Below are 17,974 nucleotides of genomic sequence, written 5' to 3'. Positions count from 1 at the left end.
CTAGGCCCGGACCTGCGTTTCGATCTGTTTCCGGTAGGCGTTGGCGCCCTCCGCGCGCCACCAGGCATCGACCCGCTTCGCGTATTCCAGCGTGAGGATCATGGAGGTGTCGTGGCCGAACACCTTGTAGGGGAGGCGCAGGCGGTCGAGGATGTCCTTGGCGTAGAACATCCCCTTCACGACGTTCGGTCCGCCCCGCCCGATCACCACATACAGCGGCTTCCACCCGGCCTTCGCCACGTGGTCCCTCAGGGCGTCGAACACGCCCTTGAAGGTCACGTAGATATCCGTGTTGTTCGCCTTGCCGCCGATGAGCAGCAGCATGCTGGCCTGGTCGTACCAGTGCTCGAAGGTGATGCGGCTGATCTCGTAGATCTTTTCGTAGGGCGGGTTGCCGCCGAAGTCCGACGAGAAGATGGCCGCCTCGCCGAGGGTCTCCGTGCCGGCACTGTTGGCGCCGCCGCCGAACATGAAGGGGATGATGCTCCCGTGGGGATTCATCTCCAGCACGTCGCTCTGCCCCTGATAGGTCCGCAGCTCGTTGATGTCAGCCTCGAAGGCCGTCGTCTCCGTCTGGAAGAGGGCATCCGGCAGCCCGATGCGCTTCCAGGCCGGGTTGTCCTGGTCGAAGCTGGCCTTCACGTCGCAGGCGACGGGAAGCAGCTGGTTCCCCTTCCGCATGACCCGGATGGGGTTCAGCTCGATGGTGGTCAGGCCGTAGCCGTCATAGAGCTCCCACAGCTTCGGGAGGTGCTGGACCAGGGCCGAGATGAAGGGTTCGGGACAGCCGGTATCCGTGAGGGCGTTGGTGATCTCGAAGGCGTTGATCCCGATGAAGGGATCGATCTCCACCACCCGCTTCTTGTCGGCCGGCAGGGCCTCGATGTCCACCCCGCCCCAGGGCGTGATGGTGAACACCGGGCCCCGGTGTTCGCTGGAGCTCATGATGCTGAAGTACACCTCCAGATCGGACGGGACAAAGGCCTCCATGGTCACGCCGTTGGCCGTGACCAGCTTGTTGCCGTAGGTGTGCTGGGCGAAAAAGAGCTCCCGCTTCGCCTGCAAGGCCTCCTGGAGCGTGCTCACGACGCGCACCAGTCCGGCCTTCCCCTTCTTGCCGACGCCGCCGTTGAAAGCGGGCTTCACCACCAGCTTCCTGTGCTTCTCGAGGAACTGCTGGATCTCCGGGTTGGTAGCCGACCCATCGATGAAATCCGCCACGGGAAATTCAACCAGTTGCAAAAGCTTGGAGCCGTAGCGCAAGCCCGACAGTTGCATGGTCCCTCCTCGGTCGACTCTGGCAATGAACTGGAGCGCCGGGTCCGTCTGGAGAGCACCGGGTCCAGATAAATGATATCAAGATCACCTTTGACGATTCATCAAAGATTACTTGTAGGTAGATTTCAATACCTCGTTAGATTACCCATCGATAATCTTCGCGGCAGACCCATTGGACCACCGCCAACCTTTCAGATTCCTTGCAAACGCCGTCGCGACAGAGGATGGTCCTCTGTCGCGACAAGCGTCCCGGTTTCCTTGAAGGTCAGCCGCGGTTGCCGGCGCTCGCCTTCACGAAGGCGGTGAACAGGGGGTGCGGGCTCAGGGGGCGGCTCTTGAACTCGGGGTGGAACTGGCAGGCCAGGAAGTAGGGGTGGTCCTTCAGTTCCACGATCTCCACGAACACGCCGTCGGGGCTCATGCCGGTGAACCGCAGGCCCTTGTCCTCCAGGGCCTTCCGGTACTCGTGGTTGAACTCGTAGCGGTGCCGGTGGCGCTCGCTGATCTCGGTGCCGCCGTAGGCCTTCGCGGCCTGGCTGTCCGGGGCGAGGCGGCAGGGATAGGCGCCCAGCCGCATGGTCCCGCCCAGCTCCTCCACGTCCACCAGCTCGCGCAGCTTGAAGATGACGCGGTGCTTGGGCGCGTCGTCGAACTCGGTCGAATCGGCGCCTTCGAGGCCCGCCACGTTGCGGGCGAACTCCACGGAAGCCATCTGCATGCCGAGGCAGATGCCGAAGAACGGGATCTTGTGCTCGCGGGCGTACTGGATGGACTTGATCATGCCGCGGGTGCCTCGCACGCCGAAGCCGCCGGGCACCAGGATGCCGTGGCAGTCCTGGAGGAACGCGGCCGGGTCCTGGTTCTCCAGGTCCTCGGCCTCGATCCACTTGAGATCCACGTGGGTCTCCAGGCCGTAGCCCGCATGGTGCAGGGCCTCGATGAGGCTCTTGTAGCTCTCCTTGAACTCCACGTACTTGCCCACCACTCCAATGCGCACGTTGCCCTTGGGGTTGCGGATGCGCTGAAGGAGGTTCTGCCAGGCGCTGAGGTCCGGTTCCTTCTCGCCCAGGCCCAGCAGGGCCGCGGCCTTCGTATCCAGGCCTTCCAGATGCAGGTTCAGCGGCACTTCATAGATGGAGTGCGCGTCCCGGCAGCTGAACACCGCGTCGGGCGTCACCGAGCAGAACAGGGCGATCTTGTCCTTCAGGTCGCGGGGGATGTCCTGCTCCGCGCGGCAGAGCAGCACATCCGGCTGGATGCCCAGGGCCCGCAGTTCCTTCACGCTGTGCTGGGTGGGCTTGGATTTCAGTTCGCCCGCCGCCTTGATGAAGGGGACGTAGGTGAGATGCATGTTGAGGGCGTTGGCCTTCATCTGGGAGTCCAGACCCGCCTCCAGCTTGAACTGGCGGATGGCCTCCAGGAACGGCTGGCTCTCGATGTCGCCCACCGTCCCGCCGATCTCCACGATCACCACGTCCATGTCCTTGGCGACCTTCTTCATCACGGCCTTGATCTCGTCGGTGATGTGCGGAATCACCTGCACCGTCTTGCCCAGGTAGTCGCCGCGGCGCTCCTTCTGGATCACCGTGTTGTAGATGCGGCCCGTGGTGATGGTGTGGTTCTGCGTGGTGGGCACCGAGGTGAAGCGCTCGTAGTGGCCCAGGTCCAGGTCCGTCTCCGCGCCGTCGTCCGTGACGAAGACCTCGCCGTGCTGGAAGGGCGACATGGTGCCCGGATCCACGTTGAGGTAGGGATCCATCTTCATGAGCGTGACCTTCAGCCCCCGGGCCTCCAGCAGCGCGCCAAGCGAAGCCGCCGCGATCCCCTTGCCCAGGCTCGACAGCACACCACCGGTGACGAACACATACTTGGTCATGGGAGCTCCTGGAATCGGGAATGGGGGGTGGTCACATCTCCTCCGGGGCCTGGATGCCCATGAGGTGGAGACCCTGGCGGAGGGCGCGGGCGGTGGCGACGCAGAGGGCGAGGCGGGCCTCGCGCACCTCCGGCGTGTTCTCCGGGGCCAGGATGGGGCAGTTGGTGTAGTAGCCGCTGAAGGAACGGGCCAGGGCCACCAGCTGGCGCGCCAAGGGGGTGGCCATGCACCCGTCCGCCACGGCGGCGATGGCGCCGGGCAGGCCCGCCAGCTCGAAGAGCAGGGCCTGGGCTTCGGGCGCGGCCAAGCCCTCGAACGCGGCGGGCAGGGCCAGATCCGTGAAGGAGAGGAAGGGTCCGTTGGCTTCGCCCGCCTGGGCCCGGCCCGCCCAGTCGCCACCGGCCTTGCGCAGGACGCTCATGATGCGGGCGTGGGCATACTGCACGTAGGGGCCCGTGTCGCCGTCGAGGGCGATGACGCGGTCCCAGGTGAACGTGATGGGCTTCACGCGGTCGTTCATGGCGTCGAAGAACACCACCGCGCCCATGCCCAGCATCTCGGCCACCGCGTCCTTGTCCTTCAGGTCGGGGTTCTTCTCCGCGATGATGGCAGCCACGCGCTCCCGGGCCTCGTCCAGCACATCCTCCAGGAAGATGACGTTGCCCTTGCGGGTGCTCATCTTCCCTTCGGGCAGCTTCACCATGCCGAAGGGCGTGTGCAGCATGCGGCCCTTGAACCAGGGATCCAGCTTGTCGAGCACCGCGAAGATCTGCTGGAAGTGCAGCACCTGGTCCGTGCCCACCACGTAGAGGCAGCGGTCGAAGTCATAGGCCTGCTTGCGGTACAGGGCCGCCGCCAGATCGCGGGTGGCGTAGATGCTGGTGCCGTCCGCCTTCTGCACCAGGCAGGGCGTGCTGATGCCCACATCCTCGAGGTCCACGATGCGGGCGCCGTGGTTGCCCTCCACCAGCAGGCCCGCGTCCTCCAGCCGCTGCATGGTCGGAACGAGCTGGTTTTCGTAGAAGGCCTCGCCCTGCTCCAGCGTGTCGAAGCTCACGCCCAGGCGGTCGTAGATGCGCTGGAACTCGCGCAGGGAGATCTTCCGGAACCAGCTCCAGAGACGGCGGGCCTCGGCGTCGCCCTCCTCCAGGCGCCGGAACCAGCCGCGGGCCTCGTCGCGCATGGCCGGGTCGCCCTCCTCCTCGGCGTGGAAGCGCACGTAGAGCTGGAAGAGGCGGAACAGCGGCGTGCGGCGCTTCTCCGGCGCGGGCTCGGCCCAGTCGAAGTCCTGCTCCAGGTCCGCGTTCTCGGCCTGGGCCCAGCGGGTGTAGGCGGCCAGCAGCGTGCCGAACTGCGTGCCCCAGTCGCCCAGGTGGTTGAGGCGGATCACCTCATAGCCGAGGAACTGATGGGCCTGGGCCAGGGTGTGGCCGATCATGGTGGAGCGCAGGTGTCCGATGGTGAAGAGCTTCGCGATGTTGGGCGAGCTGTACTCGACGATGACCTTCTTGCCGTTGGCGGCGCGGGAGCCGTAGGGCCGGGCCGCCGGCGCCTCGAGGATGGCCCCCAGCACGGCCCTGGCGCGGGTGTCCGGCGCCAGCTTCAGGTTCAGATACGGCCCCGCGGCCACGAGCGTGGCGCCTTCGATGGCGATGGCGGCCGCCAGCTCCTGCGACAGCTGCACCGGGTTCTTCCCCACCTGCTTGGCGGCGCGGAAACAGGGGAAGGCCAGGTCCCCCAGCTCGCCGGACTTCGGCCGCTCCAGCGCGATCTCCACGCCGGGAAGGGCCGCCGCCAGCCGCTGTTCGAAGGTGTGTCGCAAAGCATCCATCAGGGTCAGTCCTCAGTCCTTAATCGGCCAGCTCGGCCAGGGCCTTCTCGTAGTCCTCGGTCTTGGGGGCCACGCCGTGCCAGCCGGCCTGGTTCTCCATGAAGCTCACGCCCTTCCCCTTCACGGTCCGGGCGCAGATCATGGCGGGCTGGCCCTTCACCGTCCGGGCCCAGGCCAGGGCCTCCAGGATCTGGGTGAAGTCGTGGCCGTCGATCTCCTTCACGGCCCACCCGAAGGCACGCCACTTGTCGGGCACGGGGTTGATGTTCATGACCTTCTTCACGTCGCCGTCGATCTGCAGGCCATTGAGGTCGTGGAAGACGCAGAGGTTGTCCAGCTTGTGGTGGGGCGCGGCCATGGCCGCCTCCCAGATCACGCCCTCCTGGCTTTCGCCGTCGCCGATCACACAGTAGACGCGCTGGGCGGCCTTCTGCACCTTCAGGCCGAGGGCGATGCCCACGGCCTGGGGCAGCCCCTGGCCCAGGCTGCCGGTGGTGACCTCCACGCCGGGCGTGTAGTGGTTCTCCGCGTGGCCCTGGAGCTTCGTGGGGTACTGGCGGAAGGTCTCGAGCCAGGCCTTCGGGAAGAAGCCCTGGTCGGCGAGGAGGGCGTACTGGGCGGGGCAGGCGTGACCCTTGGAGAGCACGAAGCGGTCCCGGGCCGGGTTCGCGGGGTCCTCGGGGAACACGGCCATCTCGTGGTAGTAGAGCGCCACGCCGATGTCGATCCAGCTGAGGCTGCCCCCAGGGTGGCCGCTCTGGGCCTTGTAGACCTGCAGGAGCACGTCCCGCCGCAAGGCCTTCGCCTTCGCCGCCAGATCCTCGACGGACTCCAGTTTCTGCTGAGGCATGACCCCATCCTTCCCGGGAGGCCATTCGCCTCCGATTAGGATGCCCTGGGGAGGGCCGCTCCGGAAGGGGCGAATGGACCTCTCGTGCCGCCTTTTGCCCTTGACCCTCAGGCATTTTGCGATAGGATGGTCTTTCGCGCTTCCGGGGTTCCCAGGGAAGCTGGAGATCCGACTCATGGCCAATCACAAGTCCGCCGCCAAGAAGGCCCGCCGCGATGCCGAGGCCCGCCTCCGCAACCGCAGCAACCGTTCGACCCTGAAGTCCGCCGTCAAGAGCTTCCTGGCCCTGATCGCCGGCGGCAAGAAGGATGAGGCCGCCAAGGTGCTGCCCCTGACCCAGGGCCTGGTCGACAAGGCCTGCCGCAAGGGCGTGATGCACAAGAACGCCGCCGACCGGACCAAGTCCCGGCTGGCCCAGAAAGTGAACAACCTGGCTTAACGAGCCTTACGATCTTGCACAAAGGACCCGGCGAGCCGGGTCCTTTGTCATGCTGGGGACATGATTCCTGTCCCGCTCCTGCTCCTCGCCGCCCCGGCCCCGATGCCCGAGGCCCAGAAGATCGAAGCGCTCATCCAGGCGGTGGCGGGACTTCAGGGCGCCGTGTTCATCCGGAATGGAAGCGAGCACACCCCGGTGGAGGCTGCGGCGCACCTCCGCCTGAAGTGGCGGAATGCCGGAAAGCGGGTGAAGACGGCTCCGGAGTTCATCCAGCACTGCGCCACGGGCAGTTCCATGAGCGGCAGGCCCTACGAGATCCGTCTCAAGGACGGCCGCACGGTTCTGGCCCGGGACTGGCTGTGGACCGAGCTGAAACGGATGGAAGCCGCCCCGTGAGTCAGGCCCACGCTTCGGGAACGCGCACCTCGCCCGCCGGGACCTGATTCCAGGCGAACGAGGCGATCAGGTCCCCGGCCCGGCACGGTTCCGGTCGTTCCAGGCAGCCCAGGCTCCAGCCCAGCCAGCCCAGGATGGCCGCGGGGGACACGCGTCGAGCCGCCAGGGCTTCGACGCCCAGGGCCCCGGCCCGCTTGCCCAGGCGACTCCCGTCCGGCGCGGCCACCAGGCCCAGGTGGGCGTAGGCGGGGCGCGGCAGGCCCAGGGCCTCCTGGAGGCGGATCTGGGTGGCGGTGACGGGCCGCAGGTCCGCGCCCCGCACCACTTCGGTCACGCCCTGCGCCCCATCATCCACCACCACGGCCAGGTGGTAGGCGAAGCAGCCATCCCGGCGGAACAGGAGCGGATCGCCCGTGAGAGCGGCGGGATCGTCCATCTGGAAGCCCAACAGCCGGTCCTCCCAGGCGATCGGGCCTTCCGGCAGCCGCAGCCTCAGGGCCCGGTCAAAGCCCTCCCAGGCCCGCTCCCGGCAGCGGCCGGGATAGGGCCGCAGGCTGTCCTCCGCGTGGGGCGCCGAGGCGAGCAGCTGCAGGTCCTTGCGGGTGCAGGCGCAGGGGTACAGCCGCCCTGCCGCGTGCAGGGCCCCCAGGGCCGCGCGGTAGGCCGCGCTGCATTCGGACTGCCAGGTCACAGGTGCATCGGATTCCAGCCCCAGGGCGGCGAGGTCGCGCAGCTGGGCCTCGCCCAGGTCCCGGCGGCAGCGGGGCCCGTCCACGTCCTCCAGGCGGATGAGCCAGCGTCCCCCCGCCGCCCGCGCCGACAGCCACGAAGCCAGCGCCGTGCGCAGGTTCCCCAGGTGCAGGATGCCCGTGGGCGAAGGAGCGAAGCGGCCGAGGGTCATGGATGATGGCAAGCGATCGGTTATCAGCCATCAGCTCTCAGTTGAAAGCTGATGGCTGACAGCTGACAGCTACCACCCCAGCAGATACGCGAAGACCAGCGGGGCCACGATGGTGGCGTCGCTTTCGATGATGAACTTCGGGGTGTCGATGCCCAGCTTGCCCCAGGTGATCTTCTCGTTGGGCACCGCGCCCGAATACGAACCGTAGCTGGTGGTCGAGTCGCTGATCTGGCAGAAGTAGCCCCAGAGCGGAACCTCGGTCAGCTCCAGGTCCTGGTGCAGCATGGGCACCACGCAGATGGGGAAGTCGCCGGAGATGCCGCCGGCGATCTGGAACATGCCCAGGGTCGAGGCTTTCGTGACGTCCTGGTAGTGCTTGGCCAGCCAGGTCATGTACTCGATGCCGGTGCGCACGGTGTGGACGTTCTTCACATCCCCGCGGATGACGGCGGCGGCAAACATGTTGCCCAGGGTGCTGTCTTCCCAGCCCGGCACCACGATGGGCACGTTCTTCTCAAGGGCGGCCAGCATCCAGGAGTGCTTGGGGTCGATCTGGTAGTACTGCTCGTATTGCCCGCTCTTCAGCACCTTCTGGAAGAACTCGTGGGGGAAGTAGCGTTCGCCCTTGGCGTCGGCCTCCATCCACACCTCCAACATGGCCTTCTCCATGCGGCGCATGGCCTCCATCTCGGGGATGCAGGTGTCCGTCACGCGGTTCATGTGACGGTCCAGGAGGGCCTTCTCGTCCTGGGGGGTGAGGTCGCGGTAGTGGGGCACGCGCTCGTAGAAGTCGTGAGCCACCAGGTTGAAGATGTCCTCCTCCAGGTTGGCGCCGGTGCAGACGATGAGATGCACCTTGTCCTGGCGGATCATCTCCGCGAAGGAGAGGCCCAGTTCCGCGGTGCTCATGGCCCCGCCCAGCGTCACCATCATCTTGCCGCCCTGCTCCAGGAAGACCCGGTAGCCCTCGGCGGCGTCGATCAGGGCGGCGGCATTGAAGTGCCGGAAATGATGCTTCACATAGCTGCCGACAGGTCCGAGCTTGGGCGTGGACATAAATCCTCCGAATCCTTCCATTGTGCCAGCGGGTTCCGCCGGGTCCGAGCGCTGATTGCGCTCCCGGGGGCCCCCAAAAAGGAAGCGCCCGGAGGTGCGGGCGCTTCGTGAGGGTAGATTTGGCGGGATTTCGAGTGGTGGGGTTTTTTAGCGGGAGTCCCGCAAGCAGGACTGGGATCGATTGGTGGGATGGTTGGTGGCGGGAAGCCCTTGCGGGCACCTCACCGACCAGTCTATCACCGGTCGCCACCAGGCAGGTCGAAGGCTCCCGGTGCCACCCCGCCGCGGGTCCAGTTCCCGAAAGTCAGCCTGACCGCGGCTCCGCCAGCCTCCTCGATCTCCAGCCACGACAGCACGGGCTGGCCGTGGGTCTGGACCGGCGGGCCGAAGCGGGCCGTGCGGGCCAACCGCCCCGAGGCGAGCCGGAACTCGGCCTTCTGGGGCAGCGCCCCCTCCTTCGCGACCCACAGGACCACCTGGCGGGCACTGAGGGCCGGCCGCTTCGCCGCCAGCTCCAGCCGCCAGCAGGCCTGGCCCTCCAGGGGCTCCTCGGCCACGGCCTGCACGTTGTAGTCCTCCCGGAAGCGGGTCCGGGCCACGTCCCCGCCCGCCGCGGGTCCCATCAGGCGCTGCTGGGGCGTGACCTTCACGGGCCGCTTCGCGCCCGGCAGCAGCAGCCACATCTCATCGCCCCGCAGCAGGACGGCCCGGCCCTTCTCCTTCTCGGAGAGGCCGTCCAGGCGCGCATCGCCGTTCTCCCGGGCCGATACCTTCCAGCGCTGGGCCGCCTTCGGGATCTTCACCGTCAGCTCCACGCTGAAGACGGGCCAGGGATGGCGCAGCTTGTCCACCCGCGCGAGGATCTCCTCCCCGCTCTGGGCCAGCAGCGGCAGGGCGGCCAGGAACAGCAGGCTGAAGCGGCGCATCAGCGGCGCCCGTAGTCGTCCTGGAGCCGCTCGATGTCGGCCTCGTCGAAGGTGCCGAGGCTCACCTCGAGCACCCGCACGGGGTGGCCCGTGGCCGCGTCGCAACGCAGGCGGTGCGTGCTTCCCTGGGGCAGCCAGATCTCCTCGCCCACGGCCGGCCGGAGCTCCGCGCCGTCGCGGTCCACCACCACGCCCGGATCGAGCGCCACCCACAGCTCGCCGCGGTGCGTATGGCGCTGGAGGCTCAGCTTCTGGCCCGGATGGCAGGTGAGGATCTTCACCGTGCAGGGCGTGTTCAGGGCGTACTGATCAAAGCAGCCCCAGGGCTTGTCCACGTGGAGGGTGTCGGGTCGCTGCATGGTCGGTCCTCAGTCTTCAGTCCCCAGCTTAGAGCAGATCCTCGCGGCCTTCGGCCCTGAGCCGCTCGACGATCTGCTTGACGGTCTGGGCGCGGTCCCGGTGGCAGATGAGGAGGGCATCGTCGTCGTCCACCACGATGAGGTCGTCCACGCCGCTGGCGGCGATGAGCCGCCTGCCGCCGAAGAAGGCGCTGTTGCGGGTGTCCAGCAGCAAGGTCTCCCCCTGGCTCACATTGCCCTCGGGATCCGTCTCCTGGAACTCGATGGCGGCGGGCCATGAGCCCACGTCCGACCAGCGGAACCGCGTGGGCACCACGGCGACCGTCTCCGCCTTCTCCATGAGCGCCACATCGATGGCCACCTTGGGCAGCTGACGATAGGCGGCAGGCAGGGCCGCGGGATCCGCGCCGGCCTTCACCCAGGCGTCGAGGGGCGCCAGCACTTCGGGGGCGTGCTGCTTCAGGCCCTCCCGGAAGTCGGCCAGGGTCCAGACGAACATGCCGGCATTCCAGTAGTGGCGGCCGGATTCGAGATACTGCACGGCCACCTCCACGGGCGGCTTCTCGCGGAAGGCCACGACCTTCTGCACGGGGCCGTGGCCCTCGGATTCGATGTAGCCGTAGCCCGTCTCGGGATAGGTGGGCTTGATGCCGAAGGTGACCAGCTCCCCTTCCCAGGCGGCATGCTTCACGGCCGTGTCCAGGTCTTCGAGGAAGAGCTCGCGGTCGCCGATCCAGTGGTCCGCCGACAGCACGGCCATGACGCCCTGGGGGAACTTCCGCTCGATCTGGACCAGGGCCAGGGCCAGGCAGGGCGCCGTGTTACGGCCCTCGGGCTCCACGATCACGTTCTCGGGAGGCAGCTCCGGCAGCATGCGCCGGGTCTCGGCGGCCAGATCCTCGGTCGTCACCACGAAGATGCGCTCCGGCGCCACATGCCCGTCCAGGCGGCGGACGGTCTGGTGCAGCAGGGTCTCCGTACCCACGATGGCCAGGAACTGCTTGGGCCGGGCGTTGCGGCTGCGGGGCCAGAACCGGGTGCCGCGGCCCCCGGCCATCACGACCGCCACCAGGGATTCCTTATGGCTATCCGGCATCACTGACCTCCTGCCGCCATGCGGCCCTTCCAGGGAACCACGGGCCCTGCACCCGTCACAAGCTGCCTAGCGTGAAAGGATGTCCACCAGTTCACTCATGTCTCCCGGCGGAGAGGGCCGGGGATCCAGGATGCGGGCCAGGGGCTGGACCGCCAGGGTTCCGGCCACCTCGCCCAGGTAGAAGCCCCCTTCGCCCGCGGCCAGGCGGCGCACGGCTTCGGCGCCCCAGCGGCTGCCCCAGATGCGGTCCAGGGCCGAGGGGCTGCCGCCCCGCTGGATGTGGCCGAGCACCACCACCCGCAGGTCCAACCCGTAGTCGCGGCGGAGCCGCGTCCCCACGACCATGGCGTTGCCCAGATCATCCCCCTCGGCCACCACCACGATGGAGCTGCGCTTGCCCCGGAGCCAGTTGGCGTGGAGCCGGGCCACCAGGGCCTGGTAGGAATCGTCCGGGGACTCGGGATAGAGCACCGCCTCGGCCCCGCAGGCCAGGGCCGTGTGGACCGCCAGCATGCCGGAGCTGCGCCCCATGACCTCCACCAGGAAGAGGCGTCCATGGCTGGAGGCCGTGTCCCGGATGCGGTCGATGGCCTCCACGGCCGTGTTCAGGGCCGTGTCGAAACCCAGGGTTCGGTCCGTGCCCGGCAGGTCGTTGTCGATGGTGCCCGGGATGCCCGCACAGAGGATGCCCTGCTCCCGCTGGAGCGCCTCGGCGCCCCGGAAGCTGCCATCCCCGCCGATGATCACCAGGGCCTGGATCCCCGCCTCCCGCAGGTTGGCGGCGGCCTCCGCCCGCCGGTGCGCCTCGAGGAAATCCGGGCAGCGGGCCGTGTGCAGCACCGTGCCGCCCCGCTGGAGGATGTTGGCGCAGGCCCGGGTGGGCATGGGCGCCCAGTCCTTCTCCAGCAGCCCCTGGTAGCCCTGCCGGATGCCCCAGGCTTCGTGTCCCAGGGCATCAGCCTGGCGCACGGCCGCGCGGATCGCGGCGTTCATGCCCGGAGCGTCCCCGCCAGAGGTGAGGACGCCGATCCTCACTTCGCCTTCCCCTTGGGCGCCTTCGGCTTGGACCTCGAACTCCGCCCCTTCTTCGCCACGGCCTTCCCCTTCCGGTGCTTCGCCTTGCTCGCGGCCCTCCGGCCCTTCCGGGTGTCCTTCACGTGGGCTTCCGGGGGCGGCAGGGGGGGCGGCTCGATGATGCCCCTGGGCACCGGCGGGAGGTCCCCCTCGGAGATGCCCTGGGCCGAAGCCCGCTGGGCGCGGACTTTCATGACCGGATCCTCCTGGGGCCTGGGCGCGGCCACCAGACTCAGGGCCAGGCTGCTGATGAACAGGGCGCGTCGCGGCATGATCCCTCCGGGGACTTGATTATCACGCATCAGGCCAGCAACCGGGCCTTCGACACGACCGTGACAATCTTTGAATTCGTCGCCCCCGTCGCCCCGCGATAAACTTGCTGATTCGGGGATCAATTCCCACCCGATTTTCCCAAGTCCGGAGTTTTCATGACCATGCAATCCGGTTCTGCCCCTGTGGACGGCACGGCCCTGGCGGCCTGCCTCCAGCCCTTTCCCGCCTCGACCAAGATCCACGTGGCCGGCACCCAGCCCGGTGTCCGGGTGCCCTTCCGCCAGATTGCGCTCCATCCCACCCGCGACTTCAAGGATCAGCTCACGGAGAACGAGCCGGTCGTCCTCTACGACACCTCCGGTCCCTACACCGATCCCGCCGTGGCCATCGACGTGGCCAAGGGCCTGACGCCCCTGCGCCAGGACTGGATCCTCGGCCGGGGCGACGTGGAGGCGCTGCCCGGCGCCACCAGCCTCTACCGCAAGCTCCGGGAGCGGGACCAGGAGCTGGACGCCATCCGCTTCCATGCGGACCGCAAGCCCCTGCGCGCCAAGGCCGGCCGCAACGTCACCCAGCTGCACTACGCCCGGCAGGGCACCATCACCCCCGAGATGGAGTTCATCGCCATCCGCGAGAACCTGGGCCGCGAGGCCGCCGGGATCAAGAGCCGCATCACGCCCGAGTTCGTGCGGGACGAGGTGGCCCGGGGCCGTGCCATCATCCCCGCCAACATCAACCACCCGGAGACCGAGCCCATGATCATCGGCCGGAACTTCCTGGTGAAGATCAACGCCAACATCGGCAACTCGGCCGTGGCCTCCAGCATCGAGGAGGAGGTCGAAAAGATGGCCTGGTCCATCCGCTGGGGCGCCGACACGGTCATGGACCTCAGCACGGGCAAGAACATCCACGAGACCCGCGAGTGGATCCTGCGCAACAGCCCCGTGCCCATCGGCACCGTGCCCATCTACCAGGCCCTGGAGAAGGTGAACGGCAAGGCCGAGGACCTCACCTGGGAGATCTTCCGCGACACGCTCATCGAGCAGGCCGAGCAGGGCGTGGACTACTTCACCATCCACGCCGGCGTGCGGCTGCGCTACGTGCCGCTCACCGCCAAGCGCGTCACCGGCATCGTGAGCCGCGGCGGCTCCATCCTCGCCAAGTGGTGCCTGGCCCACCACCAGGAGAACTTCCTCTACACGCACTTCGAGGACATCTGCGAGATCATGAAGGCCTATGACGTGGCCTTCTCCCTGGGCGACGGCCTGCGCCCTGGCAGCACCGCGGATGCCAACGACGAGGCCCAGTTCGGTGAGCTGGAGACCCTGGGCGAGCTCACCAAGATCGCCTGGAAGCACGATGTGCAGGTGATGATCGAGGGCCCCGGCCACGTGCCCATGCACCTCATCCAGGAGAACATGACCAAGCAGCTCGAGGTCTGCGACGAGGCGCCCTTCTACACGCTGGGCCCCCTCACCACGGACATCGCGCCGGGCTACGACCACATCACCTCGGCCATCGGCGCCGCCATGATCGGCTGGTACGGCTGCGCCATGCTCTGCTACGTGACGCCCAAGGAGCACCTGGGCCTGCCCAACAAGAAGGACGTGAAGGACGGCGTCATCACCTACAAGATCGCCGCCCACGCCGCGGATCTCGCCAAGGGCCACCCCGGCGCCCGCATCTGGGACGACGCCATGAGCAAGGCCCGCTTCGAGTTCCGCTGGGAGGACCAGTTCAACCTGGCCCTGGATCCCGATACCGCCCGCGAGTTCCACGACGAGACCCTGCCCGCCGAGGGCGCCAAGACCGCCCACTTCTGCTCCATGTGCGGCCCGCACTTCTGCTCGATGAAGATCTCCGATGACGTGAGGCAGTACGCCGAGAGCCACGGGTACGACGAGGAGGAGGCCCTGAAGAAGGGCATGGAGGAGATGGCGGAGACGTTCGTGCAGAAGGGCGCTGAGGTCTACCAGAAGGCCTGATCCACCCGCCAGCGGGGCTTTTTCGCGACTTGCGTCCCCACCCGCAGCGGGACGCGTATCATCAGGGCGGTCTCACCACCCCAAGGAGGCAGTCATGGCCGCGAAGAAAATCCTCATGCTCGTGGGCGATTTCGGGGAGGACTACGAAATCATGGTGCCCTTCCAGGCTCTGCTGGCCGTAGGCCACACGGTGCATGCCGTCTGCCCCGACAAGAAGGCCGGCGACTCCATCGCCACGGCCATCCACGACTTCGAGGGCCACCAGACCTATTCCGAGAAGCCCGGCCACCGCTTCGCCCTCAACGCCACCTTCGCGGACATCCAGCCGGCCCAGTACGACGCCCTGGTGATCCCCGGCGGCCGCGCCCCCGAGTATCTGCGCCTCAACCCCAAGGTGCTGGAGGTCGTCCGCCACTTCTTCACCGCGAAGAAGCCCGTGGCGGCCATCTGCCACGGCGCCCAGATCCTCTCCGCCGCGGGCGTGCTGGAGGGCCGTACCTGCTCCGCCTACCCCGCCTGCCGCGCCGAGGTGGAGATCGCCAAGGGCAAGTACGCCGACATCGCCATCGATGGCGCCGTCACGGATGGGAACCTCGTCACCGCCCCGGCCTGGCCGGCCCATCCCGCCTGGCTGGCCCAGTTCATGAAGGTGCTGGGGACCCACATCACCCTCTGATCCGATCCTGACGATGGCGAGCGAATTCCTCTTCTCCAAACTCCACGTGCTCGGGAACGACTACATCGTGGTCGATCCCTCCCGGACCGCCTTCGAACCGAGCGCCAAGCGCGTCCAGGCCCTCTGCGACCGGCGCCTCGGCATCGGCTCGGACGGCCTCCTGCTGGGCCCGCTGGCCGTGCCGGATCATCCGGAGGCCTTCGGCCTGCGCATTTTCAATCCCGATGGCACCGAAGCGGAAACCAGCGGGGATGGCCTCCGCATCTTCGCCCGCTACCTGTTCGAAGTGGGCCATGCGACCGGCGGGGAGTGCCAGATCCACACCCTCGTCGGCCTCTTCAAGGCCCGGCCGCTGACCCCCGACGGCAGCCTGATCCAGGTGGAAATGGGGGTTCCCAGTTTCCGGGCCGGTGATATCCCCTTCACCGGGATGGCCTCGCACCTGGAGGTCCTGGAAACGCCGCTGTTCCTGCCGACCGGCCCCGTCACCATCACGGCCCTCAGCCTGGGAAATCCCCACTGCGTCATCTTCCCCGGCGAAGTCTCGCAGGCCAACGCCTGCCGCCTCGGACCCAAGATCGAGCGCCACCCGGAATTCCCCGAGCGCGTGAATGTCCTCTTCGTGGAGGTGGTGGACCGGCAACGCATCCGCATCGAGATCTGGGAGCGCGGAGCGGGGTACACCCCCGCCTCGGGCAGCAGCAGTGCCGCGGCCGCCGCCTGCCGCCGCCTGGGCCTGGTCAACGAGCGTGTCACGGTCCAGATGCCCGGAGGGACGGTCGGCGTCGAGTTCGAGCCGGGCGGCCACATCCTCACCTCCGGGCCCGTCCAGCCGGTCTTCCATGGCCGGCTGGATGTCGGGTGGAGCCGAAACCTTTCATGACAATCTTTCCCTTGGCAGGCGGATCTTCCTGCCGAATACTGTCGTTTCACAGGATCTTTGTCAGTTTCATCACGCGATATCCAGAAAGGTGGAGGGACGGGCCCTGTGAAACCTTGGCAACCTGCGAAAGCAAGGTGCCAATTCCTGCCGCAAGCGATTGCGGAGAGATGCTGACGTGTCAGAAGCTGACATGCGAAGGGGGCCCGAGCAATCGGGCCCCCTTCGTTTTTTTGGATCGCAGTGAAACGGCGAGGATCCTCCCCTTCCGGAGGCTCCCTTGAGCGAGCAGTACCTCGATACCAACGTGCCGGGCAATCCGGCCTACCACTTCAGCATCCAGCCTCCCGTGCGGGAGAGCCGGGCCGGCTGGAGCCAGCGGCCGGAGCTGGTACCGAACGCGGGTCTGGCCACCCAGTGCGTGCATGCGGGGGTGCAGCCCGACCCGGCCTACGGATCAGTCATGCCGCCGCTGTATCTTTCGTCCACGTTCGCCTTCAAGGACATCTGCACCAACGCGGGCTACGACTACACCCGCAGCGGCAATCCCACACGGGCGGCCCTGGAGGAGGCCCTCGCCCTGCTCGAAGGCGGCCATGGCGCCACCTGCACCAGCACGGGCATGAGCGCCATCCTGGTGGCCCTCAACCTGCTGCCCCACGGCAGCCACCTCATCTCCACCGTGGACTGCTACGGTGGCACCTTCCGGCTGCTGGAGCACGCCCAGCGCTTCTACGGCCTGGAGGTCACCTACCTGGACCTGGCGGATCTCCAGGCCGTCGAGGCGGCCATACGACCCAACACGCGCATGATCTGGATCGAGACCCCTTCGAATCCCCTGCTGCGCCTCACGGACATCGCCGCTGTGGCGGAGCTGGGCCACCGCCAGCCGGATTGCCTCGTGGCCGTGGACAACACCTTCCTCTCGCCCTACCTCCAGCGCCCCTTCGAGCTGGGCGCCGACCTCGTCATCCACTCCACGACGAAGTACCTCAACGGCCACAGCGACGTGGTGGGCGGTGCCGTGGTGGCGGGCCCCGGCCGCCTGGCCCTCACCCAGCAGATCCAGAGCGCGAACAACCTGCTGGGCACCTCGCAGGCGCCCCACGACTGCTTCCTGGTGCTGCGCGGCCTGAAGACCCTGCCCCTGCGCATGCGTCAGCACGAGGCCACGGCCCAGGTGCTGGCGGAGTTCCTGGCGGCCCATCCCGCCGTGGGGAAGGTCCACTTCCCGGGCCTGCCCGGCCATCCGCAGCACGGACTCGCGAAGCGCCAGCAGCGGGGCTTCGGCGCCATGCTGAGCTTCGAGCTGGCGGAGGGCGGCGCCGAGCGCCTGAACCACGTGCTCCGGAGGCTGCGCTGGTTCACCCTGGCGGAAAGCCTGGGCGGCGTGGAATCCCTGGTGGCGCATCCCGCCTCCATGACCCATGCCTCCATGACGCCCCAGGCCCGGCAGCGGGCCGGGATCAGCGACGACCTCATCCGCCTCTCCGTGGGCCTGGAGGACGTGCAGGATCTGCGCGCCGACCTGGCCCAGGCCCTGGACTGACCCCTACTGGATCCCCAGCAGCTCCACATCGAAGATCAGGTCGGCGTTGGGTGGGATCTCGCCGCCGCCCGCGCCGCGGGCACCGTACCCCAGAGCCGCGGGGATGTGGAGGGTGCGCTTGCCGCCCACCTTCATGGTCAGCAGGCCCTCGTCCCAGCCCTTGATGACGCGGCCCACGCCGACGGGAAAGACCAGCGGCTCGCCGCGGTCCACGGAGCTGTCGAACTTCCGGCCCTTCTTCCCGTGGTCCGAGAGCCAGCCCGTGTAGTGGACGGCGCAGCGCTGGCCAGGCTGGGGCGAGGCCCCCGTGCCGATCTGGGTGTCGAGGTACTGGAGGCCGCTGGCGGTCGTGATCATGGCGGGAGCCTTCTTCTTGGGGGTTTTGGCGCGCTTCTTGGCCGGTGCGGCCGAAGTCTGGGCGGCCAGGGCCGGGCCGACATGGGGCAGCGCGAGCAGCAGCGCGGCCAGGGCGAGGAATCTGCGGGTCATGGCGCCTCCAGCTTCCGAGTCTACGGGAAGGCGGGGTCGG

General features: G+C 67.8%; 18 protein-coding genes and 1 riboswitch. Of the genes, 6 read left to right on the top strand and 12 right to left on the bottom strand.

What is annotated here, in order from left to right; translation table 11 throughout:
• The 4 genes from MLE43_RS07355 to MLE43_RS07340 form a co-directional block, all read right to left on the bottom strand.
• A complete protein-coding gene (locus tag MLE43_RS07355; RefSeq protein WP_243302913.1) occupies positions 1–1,278 on the bottom strand; it encodes an ATP citrate lyase citrate-binding domain-containing protein in 1,278 nt (425 codons plus the stop codon).
• 265 nt (positions 1,279–1,543) lie between these two features.
• Entirely contained in the window at positions 1,544–3,154 is a 1,611-nt protein-coding gene (locus MLE43_RS07350) for a CTP synthase (protein ID WP_243302911.1), read from the bottom strand.
• 31 nt (positions 3,155–3,185) lie between these two features.
• Positions 3,186–4,985 (bottom strand): arginine--tRNA ligase, encoded by a 1,800-nt coding sequence (argS, locus tag MLE43_RS07345; protein WP_243302909.1) that lies wholly within the window; start codon positions 4,983–4,985, stop codon positions 3,186–3,188.
• Between the two features lie 19 nt (positions 4,986–5,004).
• Positions 5,005–5,835, bottom strand: coding sequence for a transketolase (locus MLE43_RS07340; protein WP_243302908.1), 831 nt, complete (start codon positions 5,833–5,835; stop codon positions 5,005–5,007).
• Positions 5,836–6,010: 175 nt separating this feature from the next.
• On the opposite strand from MLE43_RS07340, the gene rpsT reads away from it, so the two are divergent.
• Positions 6,011–6,274: a 30S ribosomal protein S20 gene (gene rpsT / locus MLE43_RS07335; RefSeq protein ID WP_243302907.1), complete on the top strand. Its 264-nt coding sequence runs from the start codon at positions 6,011–6,013 to the stop codon at positions 6,272–6,274.
• Positions 6,275–6,334: 60 nt separating this feature from the next.
• Entirely contained in the window at positions 6,335–6,670 is a 336-nt protein-coding gene (locus MLE43_RS07330; protein ID WP_243302906.1) for a DUF5329 family protein, read from the top strand.
• A gap of 1 nt (position 6,671) precedes the next feature.
• Here MLE43_RS07330 and gluQRS read toward each other — a convergent pair whose 3' ends face one another.
• From gluQRS to MLE43_RS07300, 7 genes are all read right to left on the bottom strand, one after another.
• Positions 6,672–7,571 (bottom strand): tRNA glutamyl-Q(34) synthetase GluQRS, encoded by a 900-nt coding sequence (gene gluQRS, locus MLE43_RS07325; protein ID WP_243302905.1) that lies wholly within the window; start codon positions 7,569–7,571, stop codon positions 6,672–6,674.
• A gap of 69 nt (positions 7,572–7,640) precedes the next feature.
• Positions 7,641–8,627, bottom strand: coding sequence for a deoxyhypusine synthase family protein (locus MLE43_RS07320; RefSeq protein WP_243302904.1), 987 nt, complete (start codon positions 8,625–8,627; stop codon positions 7,641–7,643).
• A gap of 236 nt (positions 8,628–8,863) precedes the next feature.
• On the bottom strand, positions 8,864–9,553 hold the full coding sequence (locus MLE43_RS07315; RefSeq protein WP_243302903.1) for an outer membrane lipoprotein-sorting protein: 690 nt from the start codon (positions 9,551–9,553) through the stop codon (positions 8,864–8,866).
• The gene (locus MLE43_RS14830; protein WP_275976095.1) at positions 9,553–9,912 is read right to left on the bottom strand and encodes a phosphomannose isomerase type II C-terminal cupin domain; all 360 of its coding nucleotides are present in this window, start codon (positions 9,910–9,912) and stop codon (positions 9,553–9,555) included. The genes MLE43_RS07315 and MLE43_RS14830 overlap by 1 nt, the downstream gene beginning before the upstream one ends.
• 28 nt (positions 9,913–9,940) lie before the next feature.
• The gene (locus MLE43_RS07310) at positions 9,941–11,008 is read right to left on the bottom strand and encodes a mannose-1-phosphate guanylyltransferase (protein WP_275976094.1); all 1,068 of its coding nucleotides are present in this window, start codon (positions 11,006–11,008) and stop codon (positions 9,941–9,943) included.
• A 66-nt stretch (positions 11,009–11,074) separates the two neighbouring features.
• Entirely contained in the window at positions 11,075–12,043 is a 969-nt protein-coding gene (locus tag MLE43_RS07305; RefSeq protein WP_243302902.1) for an ATP-dependent 6-phosphofructokinase, read from the bottom strand.
• The gene (locus tag MLE43_RS07300) at positions 12,040–12,354 is read right to left on the bottom strand and encodes a hypothetical protein (RefSeq protein WP_243302901.1); all 315 of its coding nucleotides are present in this window, start codon (positions 12,352–12,354) and stop codon (positions 12,040–12,042) included. The genes MLE43_RS07305 and MLE43_RS07300 overlap by 4 nt, the downstream gene beginning before the upstream one ends.
• A 156-nt stretch (positions 12,355–12,510) precedes the next feature.
• Between MLE43_RS07300 and thiC the strand changes: the two genes are divergently transcribed.
• The 4 genes from thiC (at position 12,511) to MLE43_RS07280 (ending at position 17,445) form a co-directional block, all read left to right on the top strand.
• Positions 12,511–14,340 (top strand): phosphomethylpyrimidine synthase ThiC, encoded by a 1,830-nt coding sequence (thiC, locus tag MLE43_RS07295; RefSeq protein WP_338029076.1) that lies wholly within the window; start codon positions 12,511–12,513, stop codon positions 14,338–14,340.
• Between the two features lie 94 nt (positions 14,341–14,434).
• Positions 14,435–15,016, top strand: coding sequence for a DJ-1/PfpI family protein (locus tag MLE43_RS07290; RefSeq protein ID WP_243302899.1), 582 nt, complete (start codon positions 14,435–14,437; stop codon positions 15,014–15,016).
• Between the two features lie 13 nt (positions 15,017–15,029).
• Positions 15,030–15,899 (top strand): diaminopimelate epimerase, encoded by an 870-nt coding sequence (gene dapF / locus MLE43_RS07285; protein ID WP_243302898.1) that lies wholly within the window; start codon positions 15,030–15,032, stop codon positions 15,897–15,899.
• Between the two features lie 73 nt (positions 15,900–15,972).
• Positions 15,973–16,073, top strand: a riboswitch (SAM riboswitch).
• A 103-nt stretch (positions 16,074–16,176) separates the two neighbouring features.
• Positions 16,177–17,445, top strand: coding sequence for a trans-sulfuration enzyme family protein (locus MLE43_RS07280; protein WP_243302897.1), 1,269 nt, complete (start codon positions 16,177–16,179; stop codon positions 17,443–17,445).
• Between the two features lie 3 nt (positions 17,446–17,448).
• On the opposite strand, the gene MLE43_RS07275 is transcribed toward MLE43_RS07280, so the two are convergent.
• Complete coding sequence (locus tag MLE43_RS07275; protein ID WP_420843168.1) at positions 17,449–17,934, bottom strand: FKBP-type peptidyl-prolyl cis-trans isomerase; 486 nt, start codon at positions 17,932–17,934, stop codon at positions 17,449–17,451.
• Positions 17,935–17,974: the final 40 nt, after the last annotated feature.

The organism is Geothrix oryzisoli, from assembly GCF_022808865.1.
Classification (GTDB): Bacteria; Acidobacteriota; Holophagae; order Holophagales; family Holophagaceae; genus Geothrix; species Geothrix oryzisoli.
This window is presented reverse-complemented; position numbering and strand designations above follow the sequence as displayed.